Origin of the sequence: Solirubrobacter soli DSM 22325, from assembly GCF_000423665.1 — a bacterium.
GTDB lineage: Bacteria > Actinomycetota > Thermoleophilia > Solirubrobacterales > Solirubrobacteraceae > Solirubrobacter > Solirubrobacter soli.
The window spans coordinates 711,803-729,788 of record NZ_AUIK01000001.1 but is presented as its reverse complement, the minus strand read 5'-3'; the positions used below and the strand labels follow the sequence as shown (position 1 = coordinate 729,788).

14 protein-coding genes are annotated in these 17,986 nt (G+C 73.4%); 8 read left to right on the top strand and 6 right to left on the bottom strand.

The window, feature by feature from the left end:
* Nucleotides 1-80: 80 nt before the first annotated feature.
* Nucleotides 81-923, bottom strand: coding sequence for an SDR family oxidoreductase (locus G569_RS0103355; protein WP_028062368.1), 843 nt, complete (start codon nt 921-923; stop codon nt 81-83).
* Nucleotides 924-996: 73 nt separating this feature from the next.
* Between G569_RS0103355 and G569_RS0103350 the strand changes: the two genes are divergently transcribed.
* Nucleotides 997-1,437, top strand: a complete 441-nt coding sequence (locus G569_RS0103350) for an Rrf2 family transcriptional regulator (protein WP_028062367.1) — start codon at nt 997-999, stop codon at nt 1,435-1,437.
* Here G569_RS0103350 and G569_RS64440 read toward each other — a convergent pair.
* Nucleotides 1,421-2,221 (bottom strand): hypothetical protein, encoded by an 801-nt coding sequence (locus G569_RS64440; protein WP_028062366.1) that lies wholly within the window; start codon nt 2,219-2,221, stop codon nt 1,421-1,423. The two genes, G569_RS0103350 and G569_RS64440, sit on opposite strands and share 17 nt — an antisense overlap.
* Nucleotides 2,222-2,247: 26 nt before the next feature.
* Here G569_RS64440 and G569_RS0103340 point away from each other — a divergent pair, with 26 nt between their 5' ends.
* Both G569_RS0103340 and galE read left to right on the top strand, forming a co-directional pair.
* Nucleotides 2,248-2,814, top strand: coding sequence for a YdeI/OmpD-associated family protein (locus G569_RS0103340; protein ID WP_037494604.1), 567 nt, complete (start codon nt 2,248-2,250; stop codon nt 2,812-2,814).
* Between the two features lie 5 nt (nt 2,815-2,819).
* Nucleotides 2,820-3,788, top strand: a complete 969-nt coding sequence (gene galE / locus G569_RS0103335; protein WP_028062364.1) for a UDP-glucose 4-epimerase GalE — start codon at nt 2,820-2,822, stop codon at nt 3,786-3,788.
* Here the strand turns inward: galE and G569_RS45210 are convergent.
* Complete coding sequence (locus G569_RS45210; protein WP_028062363.1) at nt 3,782-6,022, bottom strand: RecQ family ATP-dependent DNA helicase; 2,241 nt, start codon at nt 6,020-6,022, stop codon at nt 3,782-3,784. The two genes, galE and G569_RS45210, sit on opposite strands and share 7 nt — an antisense overlap.
* On the bottom strand, nt 6,019-6,597 hold the full coding sequence (gene tmk, locus G569_RS0103325; protein WP_028062362.1) for a dTMP kinase: 579 nt from the start codon (nt 6,595-6,597) through the stop codon (nt 6,019-6,021). The genes G569_RS45210 and tmk overlap by 4 nt, the downstream gene beginning before the upstream one ends.
* Before the next feature lie 46 nt (nt 6,598-6,643).
* Between tmk and G569_RS0103320 the strand changes: the two genes are divergently transcribed.
* From G569_RS0103320 to G569_RS45205, 3 genes are all read left to right on the top strand, one after another.
* Complete coding sequence (locus tag G569_RS0103320; RefSeq protein ID WP_028062361.1) at nt 6,644-7,744, top strand: DNA polymerase III subunit; 1,101 nt, start codon at nt 6,644-6,646, stop codon at nt 7,742-7,744.
* A 62-nt stretch (nt 7,745-7,806) separates the two neighbouring features.
* Nucleotides 7,807-8,751 carry a daunorubicin resistance protein DrrA family ABC transporter ATP-binding protein gene (locus G569_RS0103315; RefSeq protein WP_028062360.1) on the top strand — a complete coding sequence of 315 codons (945 nt, stop codon included), beginning with the start codon at nt 7,807-7,809 and terminating at the stop codon, nt 8,749-8,751.
* Nucleotides 8,748-9,509, top strand: coding sequence for an ABC transporter permease (locus tag G569_RS45205; protein WP_037494255.1), 762 nt, complete (start codon nt 8,748-8,750; stop codon nt 9,507-9,509). The genes G569_RS0103315 and G569_RS45205 overlap by 4 nt, the downstream gene beginning before the upstream one ends.
* On the opposite strand, the gene G569_RS45200 is transcribed toward G569_RS45205, so the two are convergent.
* A complete protein-coding gene (locus G569_RS45200; RefSeq protein ID WP_084284096.1) occupies nt 9,420-12,572 on the bottom strand; it encodes an ATP-binding protein in 3,153 nt (1,050 codons plus the stop codon). The two genes, G569_RS45205 and G569_RS45200, sit on opposite strands and share 90 nt — an antisense overlap.
* 45 nt (nt 12,573-12,617) lie before the next feature.
* On the opposite strand from G569_RS45200, the gene G569_RS0103300 reads away from it, so the two are divergent.
* On the top strand, nt 12,618-13,820 hold the full coding sequence (locus tag G569_RS0103300) for an MFS transporter (protein WP_028062359.1): 1,203 nt from the start codon (nt 12,618-12,620) through the stop codon (nt 13,818-13,820).
* Complete coding sequence (locus G569_RS60770) at nt 13,820-17,236, top strand: molybdopterin-dependent oxidoreductase (protein WP_157591784.1); 3,417 nt, start codon at nt 13,820-13,822, stop codon at nt 17,234-17,236. The genes G569_RS0103300 and G569_RS60770 overlap by 1 nt, the downstream gene beginning before the upstream one ends.
* Here G569_RS60770 and G569_RS0103290 read toward each other — a convergent pair.
* Nucleotides 17,123-17,983: a PHP domain-containing protein gene (locus tag G569_RS0103290; protein ID WP_028062358.1), complete on the bottom strand. Its 861-nt coding sequence runs from the start codon at nt 17,981-17,983 to the stop codon at nt 17,123-17,125. The genes G569_RS60770 and G569_RS0103290 overlap by 114 nt on opposite strands.
* Nucleotides 17,984-17,986: the final 3 nt, after the last annotated feature.

Genomic DNA, 17,986 nt, shown 5'->3' with positions numbered 1-17,986 from the left:
CGCCGCGAAGGTCCGAAATAGCGGGCTAGCCGTACCTTCGCGGCGTCTTTTCGAACACCCCGGAAACAGCGAGGACTTCGTCAGCCGGAGAGGCCCGGGGCGAGCACCTCGCGCAGCGAACGTGGCGCGTGGCCGGTCAGATCCGCGACCGCCGTGGACACGACCGCCGCATACCCCCGGCGGGTGGCCTCGCCGAACGACGCGAAAGCGCGCGCCGCGGCCTCGGGCAGGTGCGCGGACATCGCCTGCACCCACGCGTCGTCGTCGAGGTTCTGGACGCTGACCGGCTTCCCGGAGAGCTCGCTGTAGAGGGCGGCGAGGCCGTCGGCGCTGATCGGCTCGGTGCCGGTGATGTCGTAGGCCTTGTCGTCGTGCTCGTCGCCGACGAGCACGGCCGCGGCGGCCTCGGCGCAGTCCTGGCGCGACACGTTGACCGCCAGGCCGTCACCCACGTTGGTGACCAGCGTCCCGCTCGCGATCGCCCCCGGGGCGGACGCGAGGTACATCTCGGTGTAGATCGCGTTGCGCAGGAACGTCCAGTGGGCTCCTGAGGCGATCAGCGCGAGCTCGGTCTCGCGGTGGTCGGGCACCACGAACGCCGGATTGTTGTGCGACGGGTTGGGGATCGACGTGTAGGCGATCCGCTGCACGCCGGCCGCCACCGCGGCCGCGATCGCCGCCTTGTGGCCGGCGACGCGCTCGCCGACGGCGTCCGTGGAGATCAGCAGCAGCCGGTCGATCCCGCTGAAGTCGAGCGTCTCCGGGGCGCTGAAGTCGCCCGCCCGCACTTCGGCGCCGTTGCCGTCGAGCTTGCTCGGATCGCGCGTGATCAGCACGACGTCCGAGGCGTCCACGCGAGCCAGCAGCGCCTCGGTCGTGAGGCGGCCCAGGGTGCCGGACGCGCCGGTGATGGCGTACTTCATGCCAGTCCTCCGTCAATTCGTAAGCAGAGCGATTACGAATAGAACCGTATCAGCATCGGTTACGATTTGCTGGATGCCGGCGCCGACCAACACGCAGTTCTCGCTCGCGGTGCACGTGCTGACCCTGCTGGGAAGCGAGTCGCCCGAGCTGGTGAGCTCCGAGTTCCTGGCCGGCAGCGCGGGGACGAGCCCTGAACACGTCCGCCGCGTGCTCGCGCCGCTGAGGCGTGCCGGGATGGTGCGCTCCAAGCCGGGCCCGAGCGGCGGGTGGCAGCTCGACGGTGCCGCCTGCGAGACCACCCTGGGCGCGGTCTGGCGGGCGGTCCACGGCGACGAAGGCGTCCTCGGCGTTCACGCCGCCGCCCCTGAATGCACCGTCGGCCAGCGGATCCAGTCAGAGCTCGAGGAGATCGAGCGGCGCGCGGTCGAGGCGCTCGTAGCCGAGCTCGATCAGGTGACGCTGGGGCAGCTGGTCGAAGAGACCAGCGGCGTGACCCTCAGCGGCCGAATCTGAGCCAGTCGCTGAAGTCCGCCCACGTGCCCTTGGCGCGGTAGGCGGCTTCGCTGAACGCGTGGCGGGTGCGCGGGGAGCGGCCGGACAGCGCGACGAACGTCAGCGCCAGCGCTCCGAGCAGCGCGATCGCCACGAGGATCCCCGGGATCAGCAACCCGCTCGCGCTCGAGCGGGTGACCACGGCGGGCGTCGGTGACGGCGCGGGGGTGATCGCGGCCTCGGGCGGCGTCGGGGTCGGCGTCGGGACCGGCGTGGTCGACTCTGTGGGCGGCAGCGCGCCCGCGTCGGGGGTCGGGCTCGACCCGCCCTCGTCGGTCGGCGGAGGCAGCGCGCCGGCGTCCGGCGTCGAGCTCTCCTGCGGCGGCGGGAGCGTCCCGTCGTCGGGTGAGGCGGTCTCCGTCGCCTCGGCGGTGGCGGTCGCCGTCGCCGTCGCCGTCGCCGTCGCGGTCGCGTCATCGCACTTGCCCTTGTCGTGCTTCTGGATCCCGGCCTTCACGGCCTCGCGGAAGTCCGGGAAGTCGCGGTCCACGGACGCCGGGATGCTGTCGAGCGTCTGCTGGAGCACGTCGCGGGTGTGGTCGCAGACCTCGATCACGCCGCCGTCGCGGTAGTCGGAGTAGACCGCCTTGACCTCCTTGGACGCGTCATCCGGCGGATAGGCCCCCGTCCCATCGTCCTGGGCGGTGGTCGCCGTGGGGGTGGGGGACTGCGCGAACGACGCAGTGCAGGTGACGGTCAGGAGCGCCAGCGCGGCCATCAAGGCCGTGATCGGGCGCTTACGCATGAATCTCCACTGTACCGTCGGTGCTCATGGATCAACCGGTGATGTCGTTTGCGTCCAAAGCCGCGTTCACCGCCTGGCTGGCGGAGAACCACGACTCCTCGGACGGGATCTGGATCAAGATCGCCAAGAAGGGAGCGGGGGTCGAGAGCGTCGTCGTGACCGAGACGCTCGACGTGGCGCTTTGTTTCGGTTGGATCGACGGACAGCGCAAACCGCTCGACGAGCGATACTTCCTGCAGAAGTACACGCCGCGGCGGGCGCGCTCGAAGTGGTCCAAGCGCAACGTGGGGCTGGTTGAGAAGCTGATCGAGGCGGGCGAGATGCAAGCGCCCGGCCACGCGGAGATCGAGCGCGCGAAGGCCGACGGCCGCTGGGACGCCGCCTACGACTCGCCCGCGAACATGCAGGTGCCGCCGGACCTGCAGGCCGAGCTCGACGCGCGGCCCGCCGCCGCGGAGTTCTTCGCGACGCTCAACTCGACCAACCGGTACTCGATCCTCTACCGCCTGCACGACGCCAAGCGGCCGGAGACGCGGGCGCGCCGGCTCGAGCAGTTCGTCGCGATGCTCGAGCGCGGCGAGACGCTTTACTAGCCCGCATGCGCCTCCTCGTGACCGGCGGAGCCGGCTACATCGGCTCGATCGTCGCCCAGCGGCTGATCGCCCGCGGCGACGACGTCACCGTGCTCGACTCCCTCTACCGCGGCCACCGCGAGGCCGTGCCGGCCGGCGCCGCGTTCATCGAGGCCGACCTGCTCGACGCCGACGCGGCGACGCGCGCATTGCAGGGCGGCTTCGACGGCGTCGTGCACTTCGCGGCGCTCTCGCTGGTGGGCGAGTCCGTCGAGCACCCGGAGCGCTACTGGCGCGGCAACGTCGTGGGGGCGCTGAACCTGCTCGACGCGATGCGCTCCGCCGGCGTGCGCCGCCTCGTGTTCTCCTCGACGGCCGCGACGTACGGCGAGCCGCCGGTCGAGCTGATCACCGAGGACACGCCGAACGCGCCCGTCAACGCCTACGGCAACTCGAAGCTGACGATCGACCGGATGCTCGCCGACGAGGCCCGCGCGCACGGGCTGGCGGCGGTCTCGCTGCGCTACTTCAACGTCGCGGGCGCGAGCGGGCCTCTCGGGGAGGACCACACGCCGGAGACGCACCTGATCCCGCTGGTGCTGCAGGCCGCGGCCGGCAAGCGCCCGAGCGTCGCGATCTTCGGCACCGACTACCCGACACCCGACGGGACCGCGGTGCGCGACTACGTCCACGTCGAGGACCTGGCGACGGCGCACCTGCTCGCGCTCGATCGCGCCGTGGTCGGTCGCCACGACATCTTCAACCTCGGCTCGGAGACCGGGAACTCGGTGCGCGAGGTGATCGAGGCCGCGCGGCGCGTCACCGGCCGCGACATCGTCGCCGTCGAGGAGGCGCGCCGACCCGGAGATCCGCCCCGGCTCGTCGCCTCGAACGCCCGCGCCCGGGCGGAGCTCGGCTGGGCCCCGGAGCGCTCGCTCGACGACATGGTCCGCGACGCCTGGGCCTGGCACCAGGCGCACCCGGACGGCTACTGAGTCTCGAGCAGCTCCAGCAGCGACTCGGCGTGCTTTGAGACGAAGGACGCGCCGATCCCCTTGATCTGCAACAGCTCCCGCTCCGTGCGGGGCTTGCGCCGCACGACCTCGCGCAGCGTCGCGTCGGTCGCCACCGTGTAGGCGGGCTTGCCCTCGGCGCGCTCGCGGCGCCAGGCCTTCAGCGGCGCCAGCTCGTCGTCGGAGACGGGCGGGCCGTCCTCGACCGGGGCGAGCTTCTTCGGCTTGGCGGAGATCGGCGGGAGCCAGGTGGGCGGGTCGTGGACGTCGCAGCAGCGGCCGATCGGCCGGCCGGGCTCGTCGTCGCCGAAGTGATCGAGCAGCTGGCGGCGCCGGCAGCGGTCGCCCGTCGCGGCGTAGTGCTCGATGCTGCGGTAGGACTGCCAGCGGCGGTCGGTCGCGGCGCGGCAGAGCTGGGAGACGCGTGCGCGGTCCAGGCGGCCGGTCGGCTTGACCTGCACGCGGCCGCCCTGGCCCGGCGCGAGCTCGACCGCACCCGCCCGCTCGGCCACCGCGAGCAGGATCCGGTCCTTGTCGTCGCCGGCCTCGAGCTCTGCCTGTCCGCGGATGCGGTTCACGAGGCCCGCGACCTGCTCAGGGGTCACCTCGGCCTCGCGGATGAAACGGACGAGCCGCCCGAGGTCGCTCCGTGATGCCAGGAGCACGGCCTTGGCGGGCGCGCCGTCGCGGCCCGCTCGGCCCGCCTCCTGGTAGTAGGCCTCGAGCGAGGACGGGAGCGCGACATGCCAGACCGAGCGCACGTCCGCCTTGTCGACGCCCATGCCGAACGCGTTCGTGGCGACGACGACGTCCGCCTGGCCGGACATGAACAGCTCCTGCGCGCGGTTGCGCTGGTCGGCGGGCATGCCGGCGTGATAGGCGGCGGTGCTCAGCCCTTCCTGCTGCAGCATCAGCGCCGTCTCCTCGGTCGACTTGCGGGTGCCGCAGTAGACGACCGCGGGACGGTTCTCGTTCTGCTGGAGCCCGGCGATCAGCGTCGCGCGCTTGCGGGCGACGCTGCCCTCGCCGTCGAACGGCAGCACGTCGAAGGAGAGGTTCGGGCGGTCGAAGCCGGACCGGACGCGCTCGGGGTCCCGGAGCCCGAGGCGGGCGACGATCTCCTCCGCGACCTTCGGCGTCGCGGTCGCGGTGCAGGCCATCGTGGGCGGGTGGCCGAGCTCTCCGATGATGCTCGCGAGGCGCAGGTAGTCGGGGCGGAAGTCATGGCCCCACTCGGACACGCAGTGCGCCTCGTCGACCACGAACAGCGCGATCCGCCGCTGGCTGATCGCGTTGCGGAACGCCGTGCTGGCGAAGCGCTCGGGGGCGGCGAAGACGACGGTCGCCCGCGCGGCGCGGATGTCGTTGAGCGCCTGCGCGTTGTCCTCCCCGGAGGCGAGCATCACCGCCGGATGGCCGAGGTCGGTCAGCCGCGCGACCTGGTCGCGCATCAGGGCGATCAGCGGCGACACGACGACCGTCAGGTCCTCGCTCGCGAGCGCGGGCAGCTGGTAACAGAGGCTCTTCCCGCCGCCGGTCGGCATGACCACCAGCGCGTCCCGCCCGTCGAGCGCGGCCTGCACGGCCTCCTTCTGCCCGGGGCGGAACGAGTCCAGGCCGAGGAGGGAGAGCAGCGACTCGGGCGTGGCGTCCGAGCGCCGCGCGGGCGCGGCGGCGCGGGGCGGCGCGGGCGGTGCGGCGCCGAAGGCGAGCTGGCCCTGGTCGGCCGAGGCGGCACGCCCGGCGGGCGTCTGCGCGGGGAGGTCCCGCCGCCACGCGGGCGGGTCGTCGCCGCCCGGGGCGGCCGGCGGGCCATCGCCGCGCCGCGCCGCGGCCTCGCCGGTGGGCGGTCCGCCCGGGGCGGCCGGCGGGCCATCGCCGCGCCGCGCGACCGGCGCCTCCCGCTCGACGCCCGCGGCCGTCGGCGGCCCATCGCCGCGCCGCGCGACCGGCGCCTCCGGCTCGACGCCCGCGGCCTCCGGCGACCACTCGTCCTCGACCGGCGGCGCGTCCTGCTCGAGCGACGCCCAGTAGCCGTCAGGGTCGTCCTTCGGGGCGGCCTTGACGCGGTCGGCGGCGAGCTTCGCCAGCGGTGTGAGCGCGGCGCGTTCCTCCGGCGCGAGCTCGGGCCAGCGGCCGCGCAGCTCGTCGAGCAGCGGCGCGCCCGCGGCGGGGTTGGCGAAGACGGCGGCGAGGAGGTCGAGGGCGCGCTTCACGAGAGGGCTTTCAGCGCGGCGGCGAGGACGGTGGCGGGGGGTTGGGTGGCGTCGAGGACGATGAAGCGATCGGGTTCGGCGGCCGCGAGGGCGTCGTAGGTCTGAGCCACGCGGGCGAAGAACTCGCCCCCCGCGAGCTCGAGCCTGCCCGCCGGCCGGTCCGTGATGCGGGCGAGCCCGCGCTTCGGGTCGATGCGCAGCAGGATCGTGCGGTCGGGCAGCAGGCCGCCGGTGCCGAACAGGTTCAGCGCGCGCACCGCGTCGACCCCGAGCTCGCGCCCGCCGCCCTGGTAGGCGAGCGAGGAGTCGATGTAGCGGTCGATCAGCACGATCTCGCCCGCCTCGAGCAGCGGCCGCACCTTCTCGGCGACCATCTGCGCCCGCGCGGCGGCGAACAGCAGCGCCTCGGTGCGGTGGTCGATCTGCAGGTCCGGGTCGGCCGAGAGCGCGCGGATGCGCTCGGAGAGCGTCACGCCGCCCGGGTCGCGCAGCGCGGTCGCGCCCAGTTCGCGCGCGAGCGCCTCGACGAGCGTCGACTTTCCGGCGCCGTCGGAGCCCTCGACCGTGATCAGCATCGACGCTGAGTCTGACAACCGGCGCGGCGCCTAGGATCAATCACCCGTGCTCGCGACGCTCGAACACCACCCACACGCCAAGGCCGTGCTCGGCGCGGCGCTCAAGGACGCGCCCGCCCACGCGTACCTGCTCCACGGGCCTGCAGGCTCCGGGAAGCGGGCGGCCGCCCGGGCCTTCGCCGGCGAGCTCCTCGCGCGCGGTGCGAAGGACCCGCAGAACGTCCGCACCCGCGCGGAGCACGGCAGCCACCCCGACCTGACGTGGGTGACCCCGAGCGGCGCGCACGAGATGCTGCGCAGGGACGTCGACGAGGCGGTCGTGGCCGCCGCCGCGCACACGCCGTTCGAGGCGACCCACCGGATCTTCGTCCTCGAGCGCGCGGACGTCATGAACGACGAGGCGGCCAACGCGCTGCTCAAGACGCTCGAGGAGCCGCCCGCGTACGTGGTGCTGCTCCTGCTCACGGACCGCCTGACGCAGGTGCTGCCGACGATCGCCAGCCGCTGCCAGGCGGTGCGGTTCGACCCGCCCGGGCCCGGCCAGCTGGCGCAGAAGCTGCAGTCGCGGGGAGTGCCGCCCGAGACCGCGGAGGCGGCCGCGCGGCTGAGCCTCGGCGACGCGAACAAGGCGCTCGCGCTCGCGCTGGGCGACGGACCCGCGCTCCGGGCCGCCGCGGAACGCCTCGCCCGCGCGCCGCTCCAAGGCACGACCGGGACCGAGCGCCCCTGGCGCACCGTGCTCGAACGCGCGCGCCTCCAAGGCCAGAAGGCCAAAGAGGAGATCGAGGTCGCGCTGGTGGAGGAGCTCCAGTACCTGCCCAAGAAGGAGCACAAGCGGCGCGAGACGGAGTTCACCGAGCGCGCACGCCGAGCCGACCGGCGCGCCGCCACGCAGGCGCTCGACCACGCGCTCCAGCTCACCGGCCTCTGGTACCGCGATCTCACCTGCCTCGCGGCGGGAGTGCCCGAGCTGGCCTTCCACGCCGACCGGCAAGACGCCCTCCAAGAGGACGCCGGCCGCGACGAGAAGGCGCTCCGCAAGGCCATCGAGCTGGTCGACGACACCCGCGCCCGCCTGATCCTCAACGTCAGCGAGGAGCTGGCGTGCGAGGCCCTCGCGTACCGCCTCGAAGAGACCCTCGCATAGCTGTCACGCCCGTGTGAGCGGCGTGCGAGTGGCGTGCGAGCGCCACCGCCGATGCTGCTGCCATGGACTACGCCATCGAAGCCCGGAGCCTGCGCAAGCGCTTCGGCGACACGCAGGCGCTCGACGGGGTCGACCTCGCCGTCCGCACGGGCACCGTGCACGGCGTCCTCGGCCCCAACGGCGCCGGCAAGACCACCGCGGTGCGCATCCTCGCCACCCTGCTCAAGGCCGACGAAGGCTCCGCGATCGTCGCGGGCCATGACGTCGCGCAAGAGCCCGCCCGGGTGCGCGAGAACATCGGCCTCACCGGCCAGTACGCCGCCGTCGACGAGCTGCTCACCGGCCGCCAGAACCTCGAGCTGATCGGCGCGCTGCTCGACCTCAAGAAGAAGGAGAGCAAGGCGCGCGCCCAGGAGCTGCTCGCCTGGTTCGACCTCTCCGACGCCGCCGACCGCCCCGCCCGCACCTACTCCGGCGGCATGCGCCGCCGCCTCGACCTCGCGGCGAGCCTGGTCGGCCGCCCCGGCATCGTCTTCCTCGACGAGCCCACGACCGGGCTGGACCCCGCCAAGCGCGAGGACATGTGGGGCGTCGTGCGCAACCTCGTCGCCGACGGCTCGACCGTCCTGCTGACCACGCAGTACCTCGAGGAGGCCGACGCGCTGGCCGACGAGATCACCGTCATCGACCACGGCCGCGTGATCGCCAACGACACGCCGGACGGCCTGAAGCGCATCGTCGGCGGCCAGACCCTCTCGGTCCGCCCTGTCGACCCCGCCCGCCTCGAAGAGGTCGAGCTGATCGTCGCCGAGCTGAGCGGCGCGCGGCCGGACCATCCCGCCCGCGGCACCGTCAGCGTCCCGGTCGCCGGTGACGCCGTGCTCGCCGAGGCCGTCTACCGGCTGACCGACGCCGGCATCGCCGTCACCGAGCTCTCCCTGCACCTGCCCAGCCTCGACGAGGTGTTCTTCGCGCTCACGCGCAAGCCCCAGGAGGTCCCCGCATGATCCGCCTCGCCCGCCATTCGGCCGCGTTGGCCAAACGCAACCTGATCGGCGTCTACCGCAACCCGGAGGCGCTGCTGGACGTGACGCTCCAGCCGATCATCTTCATCCTGCTGTTCACCTACGTGTTCGGCGGCGCCATCTCCGGCGGCTCCCAGCACGAGTACCTGCAGTTCCTGCTCCCCGGCATCATCGCCCAGACGATCGCCTTCGGCGGCGTCGCCATCGGAGTGAACCTCAACTCCGACATCGAGAAGGGCGTCTTCGACCGCTTCAAATCGCTCCCGATCGCGCGCTCGGCGCCATTGGTCGGCGCCGTGCTCGGCGACATCGTCCGCTACGTGCTGCTGATCACGATCACGCTCGGCTTCGGCTACATCATCGGCTTCCGCGCCGAGACCGACGTCTTCCAGGTCCTCGCCGCCTGCGCCCTCGCCATCGGCTTCGCGCTGTGCCTGTGCTGGGTCTCGGTCTTCATCGGCATGCTGGCCCGCACGCCCGGCTCCGTCCAGGGCATCCTCTTCCTCGCGCTGTTCCCGCTGACGTTCGGCGCCAGCACGTTCGTCCCGACCGACACGCTGCCGGACTGGCTGCAGACCTTCACCGACATCAACCCGATGACGCACCTGGTCGACAGCCTGCGCGGGCTGCTGCTCGGCGGCGTCGAGGCCTCAGACGTCCTCTGGACCGTCGGCTGGATGGGCGCGCTCGTCGCGGTCTTCGTCCCGCTGGCCCTCCGCGCCTACAACCGGCGCGCATGATGCGAGGCGGGCGATGGCGGCGTCGCGGGTCATCCCGCGGCCCCGCTCGTAGGCCGCCTCATGACCGGCGATCGCCTCGTACAGCCACGCGAGCTCGGGGTTGGACCGGTCTTCCGCCCCGCGCAGCACGACGCAGGCGCCGAGCTGCTCGGCGGCGTCCTCGACGCGCCCGAGCTTCAAGGACAGCTCCACCGACGTGGAGCCCACGATGGCGACGATCGGCATATCGGTCGTCGCCACCGCCAGTTCGATGGCCCGGTCGATGACCTGCGCGGCGGCGTCGAGGTCGCCGTCCTCGAGCGCGATGCGGGCGATCATCGCCTGCGTGAAGGCGCGGGCGTGCTCCTGGTCGGGGCGGGCGTCGGGGAGCCCGCTGACCCGCTCGCGCAGACCGTCGACGATCTCGCGGGCGCGGTCGGTGTTCCCGGCCAGCAGCTCGATGCGGGCGAGCGTCGCGCGCACGATCACGGCCTCCTCGCGACGCAGGTCGGCCTCGGCCACGACATGCTCGACGTGCTCGCGGGCCGCCTCGAAGTTGCCGCGGCGGATGTTCACCTCCGCCAGTCGCAACCAGAGCAGCGAGGCGGTGTCCTGGCTGGCGAGCGTGTCCAGCAGCTCGGTCGCCTCGTCGAGCACGGTCTCGGCGCCGTCGAGGTCGTCGGCGATCATCAGGCAGCTCGAGAGCGAGGAGAGCGTCATGCCGAGCGCCCAGTTGTCCCCGATCTCGCGGAACTGGACCATCGACTGCTCGAGGTCGGCGCGCATGTGCTCCTGGTCGCCGCTGTTCTCGGCCACGTGCGCGCGGATCAACATCGCCGCCGCGCGCGTCCACCGGTCCGGATGCTCCAGCGTCTCGGCCAGGCGGGCCTGGGCGATGTCGTCGTCACCTGAGAACAGCGCGAGGATCACGCGGGCCAGAGCGAGCAGCGGGCGTCCATCGCTCTCGCGTTCGACCCGCTCGGCCAGCGGTTTGAGCTGCTCGCCGGCCTCGCGGCCGCCGGTCGCGGCCTCGATCATCGCCAGGATGCCTTCGCCGATCAGCAGGTCGACCGGGTCGGCGTCGCCGGGCACCTCGACCGCGAAGCGCACCCAGGTCTGGGCCTCGTCCTGCGCGCCGGTGAGCATCCAGAACCACAGCAGCGCGACGACCAGCCGCAGCGCGGTCCGGCGATCGCCGGACTCGCCGAGCCAGCGCAGCGCGGCGATCACGTCGTCGTGCTCGATCTTCAGCCGCTGGAACGCCTCGTGCTGGTCGCTCGTGCGCAGCTTCGGCTCGGCGTCGACCGCGACCTGCGCGAAGTAGCGCGCGTGCGCGGTGCGCGTGGACTCGAGCTCGCCCGCGTCGTCGAGCTTCTCGAGCCCGTACTCGCGGATCGTCTCGAGCATCCGGTAGCGGTCGCCGACCACCTGCAGCAGGGACTTGTCGACCAGGCTTGCGAGGCCGTCGAGCACATGCGGGTCACCGGTGACCGCCGCCGCCGACTCCTCGGTCGCGCCCGCGTTGAACACCGCGAGCTGGCGGGCGAGCTCGCGCTCGTGCTCCTCCAGCAGGCCCCAGCTCCAGTCGACCACGGCGCGCAGCGTGCGGTGGCGCGGGAGCGCGGCGCGGCTCCCGCCGGTGAGCAGCCGGAAGCGATCGTCGATGCGGGCGGCGAGCTGTTCGATCGGCATGGTGCGCAGGCGCGCCGCGGCGAGCTCGATCGCCAGCGGCAGCCCGTCGAGGCGGCGGCAGATCTCGGCGACGAGGTCGTCGTCGAGCTCGGCACCGGGTGAGGCGGCCTGAGCGCGGTCCTTGAACAGCCGGATCGCGTCGTCGCCGAGCGGCGGGATCGGGATCAGGTTCTCGCCCGCGATCGCCAACGGCTCGCGGCTGGTGGCCACGATCCGCAGGTCGGGGCAGCCGGCCAGCAGCTGGTCGGCGAGCTCCGCGGCGCCACCGATCAGGTGCTCGCAGTTGTCGAGGAAGAGGATCGTCTCACGCGCCTCGAGCGTGTCGAGCAGGCGCTCGAGGCCGTCGCGCACGGGCATGTCGCGGCGCTCGAGCACGGCGGCTTCGCGCAGCCCGAGGGCGGCCAGCGTGGCGGGGACGATCTCGACCTCGGCCGTGACCGGCGCGAGCTCGACCATCCAGACGCCGTCGTGGACCTTCTCCACCCACGGCTGCAGCGCCTCGCCCGCGAGGCGGGTCTTGCCCGCGCCGCCGGGACCGACCAGCGTGACGAGCCGGGAGCTCTCCAGAAGGTCGCCGATCCGCGCGATCTCGTTGTCGCGGCCGACGAAGCTCGTGACCGGCGCCCGCAAATTGCTGCGCTTGCCGCGCGGCTTGGGCGTGTCGCCCTTGAGGACCTTGAGATGCGCCTCTTGGAGCTCAGGGCTGGGAAGCGCGCCGAGCTCCTCGTCGAGGCGGGTGCGGATGCGCTCGTAGGCGGCGAGCGCGTCGGCCTGGCGGCCGGCGGCGTAGAGGGCGGAGATGAGCCGCGCGCCGATCCGCTCGTGCAGCGGGTGCTCGGCCAGCGCCGCCTCCAGCTCCTGCACGAGCTTGGCGCCGTGGCCGAGGGCGAGCTCGGCCTCGGCGCGGTCGGCGAGCGCGTTCAGGCGCTGGTCCTCGAGGTGGGCGGCCGCGGCCTGCAGCGGTTGCGAGTTCAGGTCGGCGAGCGCGCGGCCGCGCCACAACCTGAGAGCCTCGTCGAGGGTGTCGGCGGCGCGCTGCGGGTCGCCGTTGCGCAGGGCGCTGGCGCCTTCGGCGGCGAGCTGCTCGAAGCGGTGCGCGTCGACCCCGTCGGCGGTGAGGGTGTAGCCGCCGGGGGCGGGGGCGATCGCGTCGGCGTCGCCGAGCGCACGGCGGGCGCGGGAGACCAGCGATTGCAGCGCGTGCTGCTGGTCGGAAGGGAGCTCGTCGTCCCAGACGGCGTCGACCAGGGCGCCGGTGCTGACGGGCTTGCCGCCGGCCAGCGCGAGCCGTGCGAGGAGCGCCCGCAGACGGCCGCCGGCGATCTCGACCGCGGCCCCGTCGCGCTCGATCTGGAGCGCACCGAGGATGCCGATGCGCACCATGGCACTCATTCAAGCGCACTGAAGATGAGAGCGGATCAGCCGATCCAATCGGTCATGCGTATGCACGACTTCCGGCGCGCCGGCCACACGCCGTCTCTGGTCGCGGCTCTCCTCCATTTCGACATCTCGTTCGCGATCTGGGTGATCCTGGGCGCGCTGGGCGCATACATCGCCGACGACCTCGGGCTGTCGGCGTCGCAGAAGGGCGTGCTGGTGGCCGTTCCGCTGCTCTCGGCGGCGGTCTGCCGGATCGCGTTCGGCGTGCTGGCGGACCGGTTCGGCCCGCGCCGGGTCGGCACGATCTCGATGCTGATCGCGATCGCGCCGCTGCTCTGGGGCTGGCTGGGGGCGACGACGCCGGGCCAGCTGCTGGGCGTGGGCGTGCTGCTCGGCGTCGCGGGCGCGTCGTTCGCGATCTCGCTGCCGCTGGCGAGCCGCTGGTACCCCGCGCGCTACCAGGGGCTGGCGATGGGGATCGCCGGCGCCGGCAACTCGGGCACGGTCGCGAGCGCGCTGATCGCGCCGCGGGTGGCCGAGCACATCGGCTGGCACGCGACGATGGGGCTGGCGATCATCCCGGCCTCCCTGGTCCTGATCGCGTTCCGCGTGCTGGCGAAGGAGCCGCCCGCGCCGGCGCAGCGGCTCACGCTCGGTCTGTTCGGCTCGATGCTCCGGGAGGGCGACACCTGGCGCCTGTGCGGCCTGTACGCGGTCACGTTCGGCGCGTTCGTCGGCTTCTCGAGCTTCCTCCCGATCTTCTTCCACGACCAGTACGGGCTCTCGAAGGTCGACGCGGCGTCCCTGGCAGCGGTCGGCGGCGCGGCGGGCTCGCTGGTGCGGCCGTTCGGCGGGCATCTCGCGGATCGCTTCGGCGGGACGCGCGTGCTGACCTTCGTCTACGGGCTGGCGGCGCCGCTGCTCCTGCTCCTCTCCTCGCTGCCGCCGCTCGGCTGGGCCGCGGTCGGGTTCCCGGTCGTGATGGCGACTCTGGGGTTGGGCAACGGCGCGACGTTCCAGCTGGTGGGGCTGCGCTTCCAGGCGCGGATCGGCGTGGTGACCGGTCTGGTCGGCGCCGCCGGCGGGCTCGGCGGCTTCCTGCTGCCGATCGCGCTGGGCGGGCTGCACGACTCGATGGGCGGGTACGGCGCGGGGCTCTCCCTCGTCGCCCTGGTCGCGCTGGCCGCGTTCATCGGGGTGGGCGTCCTGCGTCCGATGTGGCGCCGTGGCTGGGCACGATTGGCGGACGCCCCGGTCTGATGACCGTCAGGACCGGGTGCCCGTACTGCGGCGTCGGCTGTGGGCTCGTCGCCGAGGTGCGTGGCGGGCGTCTGCATGCCGTTCGGGGCGATGAGGACCATCCGGTCAACCGTGGGCTGACCTGCCGCAAGCCGCTGGCGCTGCCCGCGGCCTCTCGCGCCGCCGATCGCGCGGTGCGGCCGCTGGTGCGCGACGCGCTGGACGAGCGGTTCGTCGACGCGTCGTGGGATGACGCGCTGGACGTCGTGGCCTCGCGCCTGCTGGCGATCCGCGCCGAGCACGGGCCGGGCTCGATCGCCTTCTACATCTCCGGGCAACTGCTGACCGAGGACTACTACGCGGTCAACAAGCTCGCCAAGGGGTGGTTGGGCACCAACAACGTCGACTCGAACTCGCGGCTGTGCATGTCTTCGGCCGTGGCGGCGTACGACGCGGTGCTGGGAGCGGACGGGCCGCCGCCGGCGTATGCCGACCTGGAGCAGACGTCCTGCATCCTGCTGCTGGGTTCGAACGCCTCGGCCTGCCATCCGATCCTCTGGGGGCGGATCGTCGCGGCGCAGGAGCGGGGCGCGACGCTGATCGTGGTCGACCCGCGACGGACGGATGCGGCCGCCGCCGCCGACCTCCACCTGCAGATCGCGCCGGGAACGGATCTCGCGCTGCTGAACGCGCTTCTCGCCGGCCACGAGTTGGCGGGGGAGTGGACCGCGGAGTCGGCCGCGGCGGCGTGCGGGGTGGCCGCGGAGGACATCGCCGCGGCGGCTGCCGTCTTCGCCGCCGGCCCGTCGATGGCGCTGTGGTCGATGGGCGCCAACCAGTCGATCGAGGGCGTCGCGATCAACCGCGCGCTGCTGAACCTGTGCGTGGTGACTCAGAACATCGGGCGCCCGGGCGCCGGGCCGCTGTCGCTGACCGGGCAGCCGAACGCGATGGGCGGGCGCGAGACGGGCGGGCTGGCACACCTGCTGCCGGGCTACCGCAAAGTCGTGCGCGAGGATCACCGGGCCGAGGTGGAGGCGGCGTGGGGACTGCCGGCCGGGTCGATCTCCGAGAAGCCGGGCCTGCCCGCGACCGACCTGTTCGAGGCGCTGGAGGACGGCCGCGTGAAGGCGGTCTGGATCTGCGCGACCAACCCGGCGGTCTCGATGCCCGACGCCGCGCGCGCTCGGGAGGCACTGGGCCGGGCGGAGCTCGTCGTGGTGCAGGACGCCTACCACCCGACCGAGACCTCTTCGCTCGCCCACGTCGTGCTGCCTGCGGCGCAGTGGCCGGAGAAGGCCGGGACGATGGTCAACTCCGAGCGGCGGATCACGCTGATGCGGGCGGCGATCGCGCCGCCGGGCAAGGCGCGCGCCGACTGGGAGATCTTCGCGGCGGCGGCTCGCCGCATGGGCTTCTCCGGCTTCGACTGGGCTTCGGCCGCCGAGGTGTACGACGAGTTCGCCGCGCTGACCGCGGGGCGGCCGTGCGACCAGTCGGGCGTCTCGCACGACCGGCTCGACATCGAGGGGACCATCCAGTGGCCGTGCCGGTCCGCGGATGACCCGGGTACGGCGCGGCTGTACACGGACGGTCGCTACTGGACGGCCTCCGGGCGCCCGGCGTTGTCGCCCGCGTCGCCGGTGGGTGTGGCCGATCCGCCTGACGCCGATCACCCGCTCGTGCTGACGACGGGCCGGATCGCGTCGCAGTGGCACACGATGACCCGCACCGCGAAGTCGCCCGAGTTGGTCGCCGCCGAGCCCGAGCCGTTCATCGAGCTCCATCCGGACGACGCCCGGCGGGCGTGGGTCGGCGAGGGTGAGATCGTGCGCGTCGTCTCGCGGCGGGGTTCGGTGAAGCTGCGCGCCCGCTTCGTCGACTCCCTGCGCCCCGGGGTCGCGTTCGCGCCGTTCCACTGGGGCGCGCTGCACGCGCCGACCGGCGCGGGCGGCGTCAACGACCTCACCCACCGCGAGACCGACCCCGTGTCTCGCCAGCCGGGCCTGAAGGCGATCGCGATCCGCGTCGAGCCCGTCGTCGCGCGCCGCCACGGCGTCGCGCGCGGTGCCGCGCCCGGCTCGGCGGCCTCGCCGCGCACCGCCGCGCGCCCGCGGCGCGTCCTCATCGTCGGTGGCGGCCCCGCCGGCGTCGCGACCGCCGAGACCCTGCTCGAGCACGGCGACTTCGCGATCACGATCGCGTCCGACGAGTCCGGGCTGCCCTACGACCGCGTCGGCCTGACCGACCATCTCGCGGGCGTGCGCGAGGCGGCGGACCTGCCGCTGCACGACAAGCGCTGGTATCGCGAGCGCGGGATCACGCTCTGCGGCGCGATCCTCGACGCCCGCGACGGCGTCGCGCGGACGGCGCGCGGCGAGGTGCCGTACGACGCGCTCGTGCTCGCGACCGGCTCGAAGCCGTTCATCCCGCCGATCGAGGGGATCGAGCGGGCGATCGCGTTCCGCACCCGCCACGACGTGCGCACGATCCGCGGGCGCACCCACGGCGCGCGTCGCGCGGTGGTGATCGGCGGCGGGCTGCTCGGCCTGGAGGCCGCGCGGGCGGTGGCCAACCGCGGGATCGCGGTGACCGTCGTCCACCTCGCCGGGCAGCTGATGGAGCGCCAGCTCGACGCGACCGCCGGCCGCATGCTCGAGCGCGCGCTCGCGACGCAGGGCATCGACGTCGCGTGCGACGCGATGACCACCGCGATCCATGACGACCGCGTCGAGCTCAGCACGGGCGCGACGATCGCCGCCGACCTGGTGATCGTCGCCGCCGGCGTGCAGCCTGAAACGACGCTCGCGCGCACCATGGGGGTGCAGATCGACCGCGGCATCCTCGTCGACGACTCGCTGCGCACGAACGTCCCCGGCGTCTGGGCCGTGGGCGAGTGCGCCGAGCACCGCGGCGTGCTCGTCGGCCTCGTCGCTCCCGCGCTGGCGATGGCGCGCGCCGCCGCGGCGGACATCGCCGGCACCCCCGCCGCGTACCTCCCCGCCCGCGCGGCCACGCGGCTGAAGGTCGCCGGCATCGACCTGTTCTGCAGCGGCGAGCTCGACGGCGACGACGAGGTGATCGCGCTCGACACGCGCGCCGGCCACTACCGGCGCGAGGTCTACCGCGCGGGCGAGCTCGTCGGCACGATCGTGCTCGGCGACGCGCCCGCGTTCGCGACCGAGGGCGACGCGGACCCGCTCGTCTGCGTCTGCAACGGCGTGCGGCGCAGCCAGATCCAGGCGTGCCGCGACTTCGACGACGTCAAGCGCACGACCCGTGCCGCCACCGGCTGCGGCGGGTGCGCGCCGCAGGTCAAGGCGCTACTGGCCGAGGCTGCCGAGGTCGGGTTCCAGGCCGTACAGGCTGAACCCACGGAAACGATTGAAGTGCTCGTGCGCCGGCCCGTGGAAGTCCGTCGAGCCGGTCGTCAGTAGGCCGAGCGCGCGGGCGGCGTTGTAGAGCGCGATCGTCTGCTCCTCGGTGAAGGAGACGTAGAACGCCTCGACGCCGTCGAGGCCGTCGCGCGCGAAGGCGCGCAGCGTGTCGCCGGGGTCGGAGAGGTCCCAGAACGGGTGCGCCCAGACGGCCAGGCCGCCGGCGGCGTGGATGACGTCGATCGCGTCGTGCACCGTCGGCCGCGTGCGGCGCACGTAGCCGGGCGCGCCCGGGACCAGGTAGGCGGGGAAGAGCGCGTTCTTGCCGTCGATGCCTTCGTCGCGCAGACGCTCGGCGTTGGCCGGGTGGGAGAGGATCGCGTCGGCGATGTGCGGGCGCCCGGGGGCGGCGTGGGCGCGGATCGCGGTGTCGTCGAGCGCGAAGCCGAGCTCCCTGAGGCGGTCGGCCATCGCGAAGATGCGGCGGACGCGGTCGGCGCGGAAGTCCTCCAGCGCGTCGAGCAGCGTGCTGTCGGTGTGGTCGAGGTCGTAGCCGAGGATGTGCAGGTCCTCATAGGCGTCGTGCACGGACGACAGCTCGACCGCCGGGATCAGGTCGATGTTCTTAACACGCGCCGCGATGAGTGCTTCCGGGACCCCGTCGACCGTGTCGTGGTCGGTCAGCGCGAACAGCGTCACACCGGCGTTCGCGGCCCGTTCGACCACCTCGGCGGGCGGCAGCGTCCCGTCCGAATGCGTGGAGTGCGCCTGCAGGTCGAACGTCGGGGCGGTTTGCTCGGTGGGCATCGA

Coding starts and splice junctions, on each gene's coding strand:
- G569_RS0103300 (WP_028062359.1), top strand. CDS start 12,618: ATGCGTATGCACGACTTCCGGCGCGCCGGCCACACGCCGTCTCTGGTC.
- G569_RS0103355 (WP_028062368.1), bottom strand. CDS start 923: ATGAAGTACGCCATCACCGGCGCGTCCGGCACCCTGGGCCGCCTCACG.
- galE (WP_028062364.1), top strand. CDS start 2,820: ATGCGCCTCCTCGTGACCGGCGGAGCCGGCTACATCGGCTCGATCGTC.
- G569_RS0103315 (WP_028062360.1), top strand. CDS start 7,807: ATGGACTACGCCATCGAAGCCCGGAGCCTGCGCAAGCGCTTCGGCGAC.
- G569_RS0103350 (WP_028062367.1), top strand. CDS start 997: ATGCCGGCGCCGACCAACACGCAGTTCTCGCTCGCGGTGCACGTGCTG.
- G569_RS0103340 (WP_037494604.1), top strand. CDS start 2,248: ATGGATCAACCGGTGATGTCGTTTGCGTCCAAAGCCGCGTTCACCGCC.
- G569_RS45205 (WP_037494255.1), top strand. CDS start 8,748: ATGATCCGCCTCGCCCGCCATTCGGCCGCGTTGGCCAAACGCAACCTG.
- G569_RS0103290 (WP_028062358.1), bottom strand. CDS start 17,983: ATGCCCACCGAGCAAACCGCCCCGACGTTCGACCTGCAGGCGCACTCC.
- G569_RS60770 (WP_157591784.1), top strand. CDS start 13,820: ATGACCGTCAGGACCGGGTGCCCGTACTGCGGCGTCGGCTGTGGGCTC.
- G569_RS64440 (WP_028062366.1), bottom strand. CDS start 2,221: ATGCGTAAGCGCCCGATCACGGCCTTGATGGCCGCGCTGGCGCTCCTG.
- G569_RS45200 (WP_084284096.1), bottom strand. CDS start 12,572: ATGAGTGCCATGGTGCGCATCGGCATCCTCGGTGCGCTCCAGATCGAG.
- tmk (WP_028062362.1), bottom strand. CDS start 6,597: ATGCTGATCACGGTCGAGGGCTCCGACGGCGCCGGAAAGTCGACGCTC.